Genomic DNA, 13,611 nt, shown 5'->3' on the forward strand with positions numbered 1-13,611 from the left:
TTTGGCGTTCTCCGATCCGGCAAACCTTTCGACCCAACCGCTCACGGGGTTTGACTCGGATAACAGTATCTACAGGGCTCACTGAGCAGAAGACCGCCCGAAACGGCTCAGTAATCGTCGTCGTTCGCGACCTCGTCCTCTTCATCTTCCTCGTACTCGTCGTCCGCCTCTTCGGCGACGCGGGCTTCGAGGAAGGCCTTGAAATCGTCCGGGTCACAGAACTCGTCGATGAAATCGGCGAGTACGCTGACCACCATGTCGGGGTCCCAGTCGCACTGGTCGGCGGCGTCGTGGATCAGCTTTTCGGTGCTCATTGTCTTTCTCCCGAAGGAACACTGACGAGGGTGAGAACGGCTTTTGCAGCCTAGCACAGGCTCATTGCTTCGCCACCGTATCGGCATTCTGGCCGAACAGCAGCTTGCGCGACTGCTCGTCCACGACCGGCTTGTCGCTGACCTGGGCGCCACGTTCGTAGGCGCGCACGGTGGCAGTGCGGGCGCGTATCGATTCGAACCAGCGCTTCAGGTGCGGAAAATCGTCCAGATCCATCTGCTGGCGCTTGTGCGGCACCACCCACGGGTAACTCGCCATATCGGCGATCGTGTAGTCGTCGCCGGCGATGAAGGCGCGGTCCGCCAGATGCTTGTTCAGCACGCCGTACAGGCGGCCTGTTTCATCGACATAGCGCTTGATCGCGTAGGCGATCGCCTCCGGCGCGTACTGGACAAAATGGTGATTCTGCCCGGCCATCGGCCCGAGGCCGCCGACCTGCCAGAACAGCCATTCGAGCGCCTGCACGCGGGCACGCAGATCGGCCGGCAGGAACTTGCCCGTCTTTTCCGCGAGATACAGCAGGATGGCGCCCGACTCGAACACCGACAGCGGCGCCCCGCCGTCGGCCGGTGCGTGATCGACGATGGCAGGCATGCGGTTGTTCGGCGAGATGGCCAGGAATTCGGGGCGGAACTGCTCGCCGGCGCCGATATTGACCGGCACGATGCGGTGCTCGACGTTCGCTTCTTCGAGGAACATCAATACCTTGTAACCGTTCGGGGTCGGCCAGAAATGAAGATCGATCACGATGCGCTGCCTCGGAATGAATGCCGTCGCTTCCAGCCTAACCCGCCGCCGCGGTTTCTGTCTGCCCGAGCTGTAAGCCGCCGTGTCGGATGGCGCACCGCCGCCACGTACAATGTCGCTTTCTCGCAACTGCCTCGCCCATGCTCCAGCACGCCATCATCCCGGTCACCCCGTTCGCCCAGAACTGCACCCTGCTGTGGTGCGACGAAACGATGAAGGGCGCCGTCGTCGACCCGGGCGGCGATCTCGACCGCGTGCTGGCCGAGGTGCAGCGCCACGGCATCACGCTGGAAAAGATTCTGGTCACCCACGGCCACCTCGACCACGCCGGCGCGACGCAGGACCTGGCGGAACAGTTCGGGCTGCCGATCGAAGGCCCGCATCCGGACGACAAGTTCTGGATAGACGGCTTCCCGGTGCAGGCGCAGATGTTCGGCTTTCCGCCCTGTCGCCCCTTCGTGCCGACCCGCTGGCTGGCCGACGGCGACACCGTGACCGTGGGCAAGGTGACGCTGGACGTGGTGCACTGCCCCGGCCACACGCCGGGCCACGTGGTGTTCGTCGACCGCGCCGGCCGTCTGGCCCAGGTCGGCGACGTGCTGTTCGCTGGCTCGATCGGCCGCACCGATTTTCCGCGCGGCAACCACGGCGACCTGATCCGTTCCATCCGCGAAAAACTGTTCCCGCTCGGTGACGACATCCGCTTCATCCCCGGCCACGGCCCGATGTCCACCTTCGGCGAGGAACGCAAATACAACCCCTACGTGGGCGGAAACCACTGATATGCAACTCGAACGCATCCTGCAGAGCCAGGGCTTCGGCACCCGTCGCGAATGCCGCGCGCTGGTGCGCCTCGAACGCGTCACCGTCGGTGGTGAAATGATCGACGACCCCTTCGTCGAACTCGATCCAGAGGGCATGGAATTCACCGTGAACGGCCAGCCCTGGCGCTATCACGAAAAGGCCTACGTGATGCTGCACAAGCCGGCCGGCTACGAATGCTCGCAGAAGCCCAAGCACCACCCGGCGGTGTTCACGCTGCTGCCGTCGCCACTGGTGATGCGCGCAGTGCAGTGCGTCGGCCGGCTCGACGAGGACACCACCGGCCTCTTGCTGCTGACCGACGACGGCCAGTTCATTCACAAGCTCACCTCGCCCAAGCACGGCGTGCTGAAGCGCTATGTCGCCACCACCAAGCACCCGGTCGACGACGCCCAGCTCGCCGCACTGCGCGGTGGCGTCGAACTGAACGACGCGCCCGGCGTATCGGTGGCCGCGCACGCGGTCGAACAGATCGCTGCGAACCAGCTGTCGATCACGATAGGCGAAGGCAAGTACCACCAGGTCAAGCGCATGGTGGCCGCCGCCGGCAACCGCTGCGAGGCGCTGCACCGGGTCGCGGTCGGCAAGCTCGAACTGCCGGCCGATCTGGCGCCGGGCGAGTGGCGCTGGATCGATCCGTCGGAGGTGTAAGCGCATGGCCATCCAGACCGATTCCCTGCCCAGCGGCCCGCGCATCGTGTCGGCAGCACCCGCCAGCCCGCAGGAAGACGCACTGGAGCGCGCGCTGCGGCCGAAGCGACTCGACGAATACATCGGCCAGCAGAAGATCCGCGACCAGCTCGACATTTTCGTCGCCGCCGCCCGCGGTCGCAGCGAGCCGCTGGACCACGTGCTGCTGTTCGGCCCGCCGGGCCTCGGCAAGACCACGCTGGCCCACATCGTTGCCGCGGAAATGGGCGTCAATCTGCGCCAGACCTCGGGCCCGGTGCTGGAGCGCGCCGGCGACCTGGCGGCGATACTGAGCAACCTCGAACCGAACGACGTGCTGTTCATCGACGAGATCCACCGCCTGAGCCCGGTGGTGGAGGAAATCCTCTACCCGGCGCTGGAGGATTTCCAGATCGACATCATGATCGGCGAAGGCCCGGCCGCGCGCTCGATCAAGCTCGACCTGCCGCCGTTCACACTGGTCGGCGCCACGACGCGCGCAGGCATGCTCACCAATCCGCTGCGCGACCGTTTCGGCATCGTCGCCCGGCTGGAATTCTATTCGGCCGACGAGCTGGCTCTCATCGTGCGCCGCTCGGCGCGCCTGCTCGACTGCGTGATCGACGACGCCGGCAGTCTGGAAATCGCGCGCCGCTCGCGCGGCACGCCGCGCATCGCCAACCGCCTGCTGCGCCGCTGTCGCGACTACGCACAGGTGAAAGCCGACGGCACCATCACGCGCGAAGTGGCCGACGCCGCACTGCTGATGCTGGACGTGGACAGCGTCGGCCTCGACCTGATGGACCGCAAGCTGCTCGAAGCGGTGATCGACAAGTTCGACGGCGGCCCGGTCGGCGTGGACAACCTCGCCGCCGCCATCGGCGAATCGCGCGACACCATCGAGGACGTGCTGGAGCCCTACCTGATCCAGCAGGGCTATCTGCAGCGCACGCCGCGCGGCCGCATCGCTACCGCCGCCATCTATCGGCACTTCGGTTTCAATGCGCCCGGCCCGGCCATCGCCTCGCTTTGGGACGAAAAACCGGAAGGCTGACGTGCGCGATCAGCGCTCGCCGTCGGTCGTGCGGCGGCGCATTTCGTCTAGTGCGGAATCGAAGCGCGCGTCGCCGGCGCGGATGTTCTCGATATAGACCTCCCACGCCTCGACGCCCTGGCGGGCGGCGATCAGCTCGCCCGGCCGCAGCGCGAACGCGCGGTCCTCGGCACGGGTGCGCAGCTTGGGCGGCGTGAACAGCACCAGCATCTCTCCGCGCGCAAAAATGTCCTTCGCCAGCGCAACGCGGCGCGACGCGGCGGCCGGCCCGATAGAGCCATTGGGCGTGGTGACACGGCCGGTCAATGAATCGACGCCGGTGTAGAGCGCCGGATCGCGCGGATTCTGGCCGGCTTCGATCAGATCGTCGATCTGCGCCATCACCTCGTCGCGCCGTTGCGGCTCTTCGAGCAACAGCGGGAACACCGCGGCGTTGAGGCGTTTCGAGTAGTCCTCGAAATTCAGCTTCACCCGCATCGCCACCGCCTCGTCCGTCACGTTGCGACCGAGCGCATCGAACGCCTGGACCGCACGCCCCACCTCCTCGATGGCCACCCGGGCCAGCAACGCGGCGCGCGCGTGGTGATGGTGACGCAACAGCAGCGGCGCTTCGTGCAACAGCTGGCGTGCGTTGTCGTTGGCCACGTCGCGGATGGTGCGCAGCAGACGCGAACTGAGGGGAACGCTGGAGAAGGATGCGGACGACACGGCAGGACTCCGGTTACGCGGAACGGGCAGGGGCGCGACACACCACCCCCTGGAAAAAGCATACGCAGCGCAGCACGGCACGTCCAGCGGGCAGAAGTCGCGCGTGCGCAACGTGTCACCGGGATGCGGATGCGGATGCGAGCGCAGCGTACCCGCCCGACGGCGCGGTGATCAGCCAGACAGGAATCTCGGTTGGCGGCTATGACCCCGTCGCGGATGGATCCGGCAGCTGGGGAGACAGCGGTATCGTCAGCGTCACCTGCAGGCCGCTATTGTCGGCGCCACTTGCCAGATCGATGCGACCGCCGTGCGCCTGAACAATCTCGCGCGCGATCGCAAGGCCGAGGCCGCTGCCCTCGGCACGGGCGGCGGTGCCGCGGCGGAAGCGCTCGAACACCTGCGCCCGCTCGGCATCGGCGATGCCCGCACCGCTGTCGCTGACGCTGAGCAGGAGATGGTCGTCATGCGCCTGTGCGTGGATGACGACTTCGCCCGGCGATCGCGTGTAGCGGATCGCGTTGTCCACGATGTTGGCGAGCATTTCAGGCAGCAGCACGCCATCGCCCTGCAGCGCAGGCAGTCCGGGTTCGATGTCGACGCTCACTTCGATGCCCCGCGCCAGCGCCGCCGGAATCAGCGCGGCCACCACGTCCTCGACCATCGTGCTCACGACGACCGGCGCGCGGGCCAGCGACGCGCCGGCCTCCGCCCTGCTCAGGCTGAGCAACTGGTTGGTCAGCCGCGCAAGCCGTGCGCAGGCGGCATCCATGTCACGCAGCAGGCGTTCGCGCTCCGGCCCCTCGGCGGTACGCAGTACGAGCTCGACCTGGGTGCGCAACACCGTGATCGGCGTGCGCAGCTGGTGGGTCGCATCGGCCATGAAGCGCTTCTGCGCATCCAGCGTATGCCCAAGCCGCTCCATCAGCTGATTGATCACATGCACCTGCTCGAACACCTCGGCTGGCAGCCCCTGCTCGTCGATCGGGCCCATGTCTGCATGGTTGCGACGGGCGATCGCTGCACTGACCCGCTGCAGTGGCGCGATACCGCGCCCGACCCCGTACCAGAGAAAGAGCGCAAGTCCGGTCACGAAAACAGCCTGCGGCGCCAGCATGTAGGTCATTACCTCCTGCGCCATCAGTTCGCGCTTGTTCAGCGTCTCGGCCACACGCACCAGCAGGTCGTGGTCCCGCACTTCGCCACGGGTGACGAACTCGGCCAGCCGCACGCGCCGGCCATCGACTGTGCCGTCGTAGAGGTGCGCATCGCCATCGACTTCGATGTCCGCTGCCGGCAGCGCACGATTGCCGGCCCAGACGCGGCCGCTGCGGTCAGTGACGCTGAAATAGACCGTATCGATCTCGTCGAACTCCAGCATCCGACGCGCTGCGGGCGGCAGATCGACGGCAAGGCCTGCACCGTCCGGGACCACCTGACCGGCGAGCGTCCTGGCCGAATCCTCCAGCGCGCGGTCGTGCGCCAGATTGGCAAAGTGGAGCACCACGCCGTGTGTCGCCCACACCCACAGCACGGTGAGCGCCAGTATCGGCGGCAGCAGCCAGCGCAGCAGGCCTCGTCTGAGCGTGGCACGCTCAGTGCGCATCGGGTTTCTCCAGCAGGTAGCCGAGACCGTGCAATGTGCGGATGCGGATGCCGAAGGGCTCCAGCTTTCGACGCAGTCGATGGACGTACACCTCGATCGCGTTATGGCCCAGTTCGCTGCCCCAATCGCCCAGCGTGTGGGCCAGTCGGGACTTGATCACCGCCTCGCCCGGTCGCTGCATCAGCGCGTCGAGCAGCGAGGCTTCGCGTGCCGACAGTTCCAGCGCACGACCGCCGATATGCGCCTGCCGGGTGAGAGGATCGAATTCGAGCGGGCCGTGCGACAGACGCGCCGGCCCCACGCCCGCTCGCCGGATCAGAGCGGCTACGCGCGCCTCCAGTTCGGGCAGCGCGAACGGCTTGGTCAGATAGTCGTCGGCGCCCTGGCGCAAGCCAAGCACGCGCTGGTCGAGGCTGTCGCGCGCGGTCAGCACCAGAACCGGCGTGCGGTCGCCGCGCTGCCTCAGTTGCTGCAGCAGCTGCATGCCGTCGGTATCGGGCAGACCGAGATCGAGCACCACCATGGCATAGTGGCCGCACAGCAGGGCGCCGTCGGCGCTCCGTCCGTCCCCGACCGCATCGACGCCATAGCCAGCTCCTCGCAATGCGTGCGTAAGTGTCTTGCGCAGCGCGTCGTCGTCCTCGACCAGAAGTAATCGCATCGTTGAATCCGTGTATCAGAAGCGGCAGGGCGCGGCACTGCATGAAAGAACTTTGTAAGGCCCCGGCAGCTAGCCTGCCGCGCTTTCTTCACGTTCAGCCGCAGCCGCTTTGACCCGCTTTCACGAAATCGTTGCAGGGGCCGCCCGCCGGGGCGTCCTGTTGCTGCTCGCACTGGCGCCGACCGTCTGCACCGCGGACAGTGCGCTCGATCTGCGCACCGCGCTGCGCCTTGCGCGCGACGCCGAGTTGCAGAGCGCGCTCGACGCGGCATCGCTCGCGGCCGTCGAAGCGGACCGGCGCAGCGCCAGCGCCCACCCCAATCCGGTCATCAGCTATGGCCGGCTGCGACCCGGCCGCGCGAGCACCATGTTCGACGGCTCCCGTCAGCAGGACGTGGCGATCGAGCAACCGCTGCTGCTGGGCGGACAGCGACGTGCGCGCATGGAAGCGGCCGAGCGCGCGGTCGATGCGGCGCGCGCTCGCGTGGCGGTGTCACGGATGACGCGCGCCGCCGACGCCGCACTCGCCTTCGTGTCGCTGCAGGCGGCCCAGTCACGGCAGGCCGCCGCGACCGTCGGGCTGAACCGGCTGGAGGACATCGTCGCCAGTGCGAGCATGAACCCCGCCGCGCACCCGTACGCCGAACAGCGGCTGGCCTTCGAACGCGCCGACTGGCGCGCCGCCCTGTCCGCCGCCGACGCCGAACTGGCCGCCGCCAGGCAGCGTCTGGCCGACATGCTCGACATCACGGACTGGCGCACCCTGGTGGTCGTCCCGCTGAACCCGCTCGACCTGGTCGCTGCGAACGGCGAACGCAGCGGCGAACGCAGCGACCATCTGGCGCTGCATGCCGCGCGGCTGGAGGAGACCGCCGCCGAGGCGGCAGGGCGCGCGGCGCGCGCCGAACGCTTCCCGCAGGTTTCGCTCGGCCTCATCCGCAGCTGGACCAGCGAGCCCTACGGTATCGCCGACGGGGTCAGCGTGTCGGTCGAACTGCCACTGTTCGACCGCCGCGACGGCGCCGTGGATCGCGCCGACGCACTGGCTGCCGGCGCGCGGCTGCAGCGCCAGCTGCTGGAAGCCGAAATCGACCTCGATGCCCGCCGCAACCAGATCGAGGTGGCGATGCGCAGTGACGCGCTGGCCGCCTTCGATGCCGAGGTCGGACCGCGCCTGCAGGCGCTGCTGCGGCTGGCTGGCGACGCCTACCGGAACGACAGTGCCGGGCCGGCCGACCTGATAGACGCCCTGCGCGCGCAGCAACGCGCAACCCTGCGCCGGATCGAGCTCGAGGAAGGATTGCTGCGCGCCCAGATACGGCTGTTGCTGGCACGCAGCGAACTGCCGAGCCTGCTCGACTGATCCGCCCTCAGCCCAGCGCGCGCTCGATGAAATGGCGCGGCACGCGGGTCTTCGGCACGCGGCCGCCGAACCAGGTGCGCACGTCCTCGTCCAGACCGATGCCGTGCATGTAGTTGTACAGCGCCTTGTTCAGCGCGGCGCCCATCGCGTCGTGGTCGGTGCCGACCGGGTCGATGAAGCCAACGTCGTTCTTCGCAAAGGTGACCGGCGGCAGCGGCAGCAGCTGTACGCCGTAGTCCTCCGGGTGCATGCCGACCGGCGAATGCACGGTACAGGCGAAGCGGTGGAAGAAGCCGCTCTGGATGCAGCCGTGCTCGAACAGCTGGCGCACATACTCCAGCGCATCGACCGTGTCCTGCACCGTCTGCGTCGGGAAGCCGTACATCAGATAGGCGTGCACCAGAATGCCGGCGTCGGCGAAGCCGCGCGTGACGCGCGCGACCTGCTCGACCGACACGCCCTTCTTCATCAGCTGCAGCAGCCGGTCGCTCGCCACTTCCAGTCCGCCGGAAATGGCGATGCAGCCGCTGTCGGCCAGTTCGAGGCACAGCTCCGGCGTGAACGACTTCTCAAAGCGGATATTGCCCCACCATGAAATGCTCACGTCGCGCCGCTTCAGTTCAGCCGCGAAGGCGCGCAGCGACTTCGGCGGCGCCGCCTCGTCGACCAGGTGGAAACCGGTCTGCCCGGTCTCGGCGATGATGGCTTCGACGCGATCGACCAGCGTGCTTGCACTGGCCGCGTCGTAGCGCGAAATGTAGTCGAGGCTCACGTCGCAGAAGCTGCACTTCTTCCAGTAGCAGCCGTGCGCCACCGTGAGCTTGTTCCAGCGCCCGTCCGACCACAGCCGGTGCATCGGATTGAGCATGTCGAGCAGCGACAGGTAGCGGTCCAGCGGCAGACCGGCCCAGGTCGGCGTGCCGACCTCATCGAACGGAATGTCCGGCTCGACGAAGTTCACGTACTTCACCGCGCCATCCGGTTCGCGCAGGAAGGTGCGCACCAGTCGCTGTCGGGAGCGCCCACCGGCGAGGTGCTCGAGCAGCGCCAGCAGCGGCCGCTCGCCGGCGTCCAGCGTCACGTAATCGAAGAAGTCGAATACGCGCGGCTCGCTCAGTTCGCGCAGCTCGGTGTTGACGAAGCCGCCGCCGAGCACGGTGACGATGGACGGATCGACCGCCCGTATCGTCTGCGCGATGCGGAAGGCCGCGTACACCGCGCCGGGAAAGGGCACCGACAGCAGCACCACCCGCGGCGCGTGGCGCGCCAGCGCTTCACGCGTCAGCCGGTCGAGCGCGCCGTCGACCAAAGTGGGCGTGGCGGCCAGCGCCTGCGCCAGCGGATCGAAGCTGGGCTGGCTCTGCGCCAGCGATTCGGCGTAGCGGACGAATTCGAAGCGCGGGTCGACGGCTTCGCGTATCGCATCGGCGACGTCGTTCAGGTAGAGCGTCGCGAAATGGCGCGCGCGGTCCTGCACGCCCAGCGCGCCGAAGGCCCAGGCCAGCGGATCACCGCCGTCCGGGTCGATGTAGGCCTCCAGCGACTCGAAGCGCGGCCCTTCCGGCAGAAAGCCGCGCGACACGATGCGGTGCGCCAGCGTCGGATCGCGTCCCTGCAGGAAGGCGAGCACCGGCGCCATGGTCGCGGTGTAGCGCGCATGCTGCGCCGCGAAACTGGCAGCGGCGCGCGGGCGCTTCTTCTGCGGCAGCGCCTCGCAGGCCTCGCGCAGCGCCACCAGACCGTCGCGCGACAGCAGGTCCAGCACCAGCGCCAGCGCCAGATCCTCCTGCACCGCATCGACGCCGCGCGAGCGCAGGAAACCGGTCAGGTAGGCGGTGGACGGATAGGGCGTGTTCAGCTGCGTCATCGGCGGAATGACGGACAGCACACGGGGCGACGGGGTCGAGGAGGCGGGCGCGCTCATGGTGGATACGGCGGTGCGACAAGCCGCGCAGCGTACCCGAAGGCGCGCCGATCCGCGCAATACCTCACGACTGACCGCTCGCGGCATCGGTGACCACGCCTGGTTCCCAAATATTTACTCGGCAATTCGCTGCACGCCCCTACCATCACGGCGATACGAGCGCGAAGGTCCGTCGACGCCGTACCGAGGAGAGAGGCCACGATGCCCGAATCACCTACCCAAGCCGGACCGCCGTCCGTCGCAGTGCTGATCGAGGCACTGGCGGCCGATGCCGGTGACCGCACGGCGCTGATGCGCAGCGACGGCAGCAGCCTGTCGCGCGCCGAGCTTGCCAGACGCACCCGCCTGCTGGCGCAGCGGCTCAACGCGCTCGCCATCGCGCCGACCGACCGGGTGGCGGTGCTCGCGCCCAATGGCATCGACATGGCGCTGGCCGTGCTGGGCACGATGCGCGTCGCCGCCTGCGCGCCACTCAATCCGCAGTACGGGCCGGCCGAACTGGCCTTCTACCTCGACGACCTGGCCGCACGTGCGCTGGTCGTCACCGGCGACAGCCCGGCGCTGGCGCGCGAAATCGCGGCGCAGCGCGGTCTGCCGGTGATCGAGGCGGGCGAAGCACTGTGGGCGACCGGCGACGCGCCGCTGCCGCCGACACCGGCGTCCGACGACATCGCGCTGGTGCTGCACACCTCGGGCACCACCTCGCGTCCGAAGCAGGTGCCGCTGAGCCACGCCAACCTCGCCGCGTCGATGGCCCACATCGTCGCCGCGCTGCAACTCGTCGCTGACGACTGCGCACTGAACGCGATGCCGCTGTTCCACATCCACGGTCTGGTCGCCGGCCTGCTGGCGCCGCTGGCCGCCGGCGGCCGCACCATGTGCGCACCGGCACTGCGCCTGCCCGACTTCTTCGACTGGCTCGATGCCTGCGGCGCCACCTGGTATTCGGCGGTACCGACCATGCATCAGGCCGTGCTCGCTGCCGCCGACGGTCGCCGGCCACGACGCCCGCTGCGCTTCGTGCGCTCGTCGTCGGCCGCGCTGGCGCCAGCCACGCTGGCCGCACTCGAAGCGCACTTCGGCTGTCCGGTGATCGAGGCCTACGGCATGACCGAGGCGGCGCACCAGATGGCCAGCAACCCGCTGCCACCGGCCGTGCGCAAGCCCGGCTCGGTCGGCCTGCCAGCCGGCCCGGAAATCGCCGTCATCGACGCCGCCGGTGCGCCGCTGGCCACCGGTACGCGCGGCGAGATCGCCATCCGCGGCACCAACGTGATGCGCGCCTACCACGCCCACCCGGAGGCCAACCGCAGCGCCTTCACCGCTGGTTGGTTCCGCACCGGCGACGAGGGCTATGTCGACGCCGACGGCTATCTGCACATCACCGGACGGCTGAAGGAAATGATCAACCGCGGCGGCGAGAAGATCACGCCGCGCGAAATCGACGAAGCGCTGCTCGCTCATCCCGACGTCGCCCAGGCGGTCGCCTTCGCGGTGCCGCACCCGACGCTGGGCGAGGACGTCGCCGCCGCCGTCGTGCCGCGGCCGGGCAGCACCATCGGTCCGGAAGCGCTGCGCGAATTCCTGTTCGGCCGGCTCGCCGACTTCAAGGTGCCGAGCGAGGTGCTGCTGCTGGCCGAGATTCCGAAGGGGCCGACCGGCAAGGTGCAGCGCATCGGTCTGGCGGACAGGCTGCAGGCGCTGCGCACGCCGGACTTCGTCGCGCCGCGCGACGTGGTCGAGGACATCCTCGTCCAGTGCTGGCGGGAGGTGCTGGGCGGCGACATCGGCGTGCACGACAACTTCTTCGCGCTCGGCGGCGACTCGCTGAAGGCCACCCGCGTGGTTGCCCGCATCGTGTCGGTGCTGCCGGTCGAACTGCCGACCGCGCTGCTGTTCCGCCATCCGACGGTCGCCGCCCTCGCCGACGCGGTGCGGCAGACACTGGATCCGTCGGTGATCGCCGAGATCGAGTGCATCCTCGACGAACTGGCGCCGCTGCCCGCAGCCGGCGACGAACAGGATGCGCGCCCCGTCTGATCGGAAGCGCCGGACCGATGCGGTGCTCGACCGCTTGGCCGCGCTCGCGCCGGCGCATCGCGATGCCCTGCGCGACGCGTTACAAGCGCGCCGCGTGCGCGGTCACGACGCGGTCGCGCAGGCGCTGGCCGCACTCGGCATCACCCATCTGTACGCAATGCCCGGCCTGCCGATCGACGAGACGATCGGCGCCTGCGCACGGGCCGGCCTGATCGTCACCGGCGCCCGTCACCAGCAGGCGACGGTGATGATGGCCGCCGCCCACAACTACATCGCCGGCCGCCTCGCCGCGGTGGCCATGGTGTCCAGCGGCGTCGCGGTGACCAATGCGATGACCGGCGTGCAGGTCGCGCAGGACAATGGCTGGCCGGTGCTGCTGCTTGCCGGTGCGGTCGAGCAGGCCGCCGCCGGCATGGGTGCCTTCACCGAATTGGACGGCATGCGCGCAATGCGCCCGCTGGCCAAGGACTGTCTGTGCGCCGGCAGCACCGCCGACATCGGCCGCACATTGGCCGCCGCCGCCCGCATCGCCTGCGACGGACGCCCGGGCGCCGTCCATGTCGACCTGCCGGAAGACAGCCTCAGCGGCTTCGCCGTCGCTGCACCTGTGGACATCGGCGCACCACCCGCCGACACGCCGCCGGACACCACTGCCCTCGATCGCACCGCCGACCTGTTGCTCGGCGCACGCGCGCCGCTGCTGGTGTTCGGCAAGGGCGTGCGCTGGGACGACGCCTACCGTCCGCTGCGCGCGCTGGTCGATCATCTGCAACTGCCCTTCGTCGCCTCGCCGATGGGCCGCGGCCTGCTGCCGGACGATCACCCGCTGTCGCGCACCGCCGATCAGGGCCGCGCGCTGGCCGCCGCCGACTGCGTGCTGCTGGTCGGCGCCCGGCTGAACTGGACCTTCCGCTACGGCGCAGAAATCCGCCCCGGCACGCCCATCGTGCAGATCGACTGCTGCGACGCCGCCCTCGCCGAGGGCCCGCCGCGCGCGCTGACGCTGGCCGGTCGCGCCGGCACGTTGCTGCCGGCCCTGCTCGAGCGGATCCGGCAGCACCGGCTCCTTCCAGCGCAGGTGCCAGACAGCACGGGCGGCGTCATCGCAGCGCCGCCGGCCGCAGCCGCCGACCGGCCGACGCCGGACGAGGTCGCGGCGGCACTGGCCGCCACACTGCCCGCGGACGCGATCACCGTGCTCGACGGCAACGTGACGCTGCTGGCGGCACAGAAACACATCGTCGTCCGCCAACCGCTGTCGCGACTGACGCCGGGCACCAGCGGCTGCATGGGCAGCGGCCTGCCATTCGCCATCGCGGCCGCGCGCGCCGGCCGCGGCCGGCCAGTCGTGCTGGTCACCGGCGACATGGCACTGGGTCTCAATTTCTTCGAGCTCGAAACGGCGGTGCGGCACGGAATCAAGCTCGTCGTCATACTGCTGAACAACGACGGTCCGTCCGGCGAACGTCGTCAGCACAAGGCCTTTCCGGCCGGTCACGGCGAGCGGCTGCTGGCCTACCGCAGGGGCCTGCGCTACGACCTGATGGCGCAGCAGCTCGGCGTGCGCATCGAACAGGCAGACGGTCCGGCGACGCTGCCGGCAGCACTCGCGCGGGCACTGGGCGGTGACGGGCCGGCGTTGATACAACTACAGATCGATCCGCTGGCAAGCTGATCGCGAGGGGGA

The 13,611-nt window shown here is 69.0% G+C and carries 12 protein-coding genes; 6 read left to right on the forward strand and 6 right to left on the reverse strand.

All coding sequences use genetic code 11. The features are described 5' to 3' along the window. Nucleotides 1-107: 107 nt before the first annotated feature. Nucleotides 108-314, reverse strand: a complete 207-nt coding sequence (locus tag WJU27_RS15000) for a hypothetical protein (RefSeq protein ID WP_019915645.1) — start codon at nucleotides 312-314, stop codon at nucleotides 108-110. 61 nt (nucleotides 315-375) lie between these two features. Beyond that, nucleotides 376-1,080: a glutathione binding-like protein gene (locus tag WJU27_RS15005; protein WP_020163129.1), complete on the reverse strand. Its 705-nt coding sequence runs from the start codon at nucleotides 1,078-1,080 to the stop codon at nucleotides 376-378. Between the two features lie 140 nt (nucleotides 1,081-1,220). Here WJU27_RS15005 and WJU27_RS15010 point away from each other — a divergent pair, with 140 nt between their 5' ends. From WJU27_RS15010 to ruvB, 3 genes are read left to right on the forward strand one after another with little or no spacing between them, the layout of a single operon-like run. Beyond that, nucleotides 1,221-1,862, forward strand: a complete 642-nt coding sequence (locus WJU27_RS15010) for an MBL fold metallo-hydrolase (RefSeq protein ID WP_020163128.1) — start codon at nucleotides 1,221-1,223, stop codon at nucleotides 1,860-1,862. A 1-nt stretch (nucleotide 1,863) separates the two neighbouring features. Beyond that, nucleotides 1,864-2,553, forward strand: a complete 690-nt coding sequence (locus tag WJU27_RS15015; protein WP_341422579.1) for a pseudouridine synthase — start codon at nucleotides 1,864-1,866, stop codon at nucleotides 2,551-2,553. Nucleotides 2,554-2,557: 4 nt separating this feature from the next. Further along, nucleotides 2,558-3,625 (forward strand): Holliday junction branch migration DNA helicase RuvB, encoded by a 1,068-nt coding sequence (gene ruvB, locus WJU27_RS15020; RefSeq protein ID WP_341422580.1) that lies wholly within the window; start codon nucleotides 2,558-2,560, stop codon nucleotides 3,623-3,625. A 9-nt stretch (nucleotides 3,626-3,634) separates the two neighbouring features. Here the strand turns inward: ruvB and WJU27_RS15025 are convergent, their stop codons facing one another. The 3 genes from WJU27_RS15025 to WJU27_RS15035 form a co-directional block, all read right to left on the reverse strand. Further along, nucleotides 3,635-4,333 (reverse strand): AbiV family abortive infection protein, encoded by a 699-nt coding sequence (locus WJU27_RS15025; RefSeq protein ID WP_341422581.1) that lies wholly within the window; start codon nucleotides 4,331-4,333, stop codon nucleotides 3,635-3,637. Nucleotides 4,334-4,532: 199 nt separating this feature from the next. Further along, entirely contained in the window at nucleotides 4,533-5,936 is a 1,404-nt protein-coding gene (locus tag WJU27_RS15030) for a sensor histidine kinase (protein WP_341422582.1), read from the reverse strand. After that, nucleotides 5,926-6,597, reverse strand: coding sequence for a response regulator (locus WJU27_RS15035; RefSeq protein ID WP_296808149.1), 672 nt, complete (start codon nucleotides 6,595-6,597; stop codon nucleotides 5,926-5,928). The genes WJU27_RS15030 and WJU27_RS15035 overlap by 11 nt, the downstream gene beginning before the upstream one ends. A 109-nt stretch (nucleotides 6,598-6,706) precedes the next feature. On the opposite strand from WJU27_RS15035, the gene WJU27_RS15040 reads away from it, so the two are divergent. Continuing rightward, on the forward strand, nucleotides 6,707-7,960 hold the full coding sequence (locus WJU27_RS15040; protein WP_341422583.1) for a TolC family protein: 1,254 nt from the start codon (nucleotides 6,707-6,709) through the stop codon (nucleotides 7,958-7,960). Between the two features lie 7 nt (nucleotides 7,961-7,967). Here WJU27_RS15040 and WJU27_RS15045 read toward each other — a convergent pair whose 3' ends face one another. Then, on the reverse strand, nucleotides 7,968-9,848 hold the full coding sequence (locus WJU27_RS15045) for a B12-binding domain-containing radical SAM protein (protein ID WP_445928440.1): 1,881 nt from the start codon (nucleotides 9,846-9,848) through the stop codon (nucleotides 7,968-7,970). 237 nt (nucleotides 9,849-10,085) lie between these two features. On the opposite strand from WJU27_RS15045, the gene WJU27_RS15050 reads away from it, so the two are divergent. Together WJU27_RS15050 and WJU27_RS15055 are read left to right on the forward strand one after the other, a co-directional pair. Continuing rightward, a complete protein-coding gene (locus WJU27_RS15050) occupies nucleotides 10,086-11,924 on the forward strand; it encodes a non-ribosomal peptide synthetase (RefSeq protein ID WP_341422585.1) in 1,839 nt (612 codons plus the stop codon). Between the two features lie 22 nt (nucleotides 11,925-11,946). Beyond that, nucleotides 11,947-13,599, forward strand: coding sequence for a thiamine pyrophosphate-binding protein (locus WJU27_RS15055; protein ID WP_341422586.1), 1,653 nt, complete (start codon nucleotides 11,947-11,949; stop codon nucleotides 13,597-13,599). The last annotated feature ends 12 nt before the right edge of the window (nucleotides 13,600-13,611 follow it).

The sequence above is a fragment of the Methyloversatilis sp. NSM2 genome, from assembly GCF_038066675.1.
Taxonomy (GTDB): domain Bacteria; phylum Pseudomonadota; class Gammaproteobacteria; order Burkholderiales; family Rhodocyclaceae; genus Methyloversatilis; species Methyloversatilis discipulorum_A.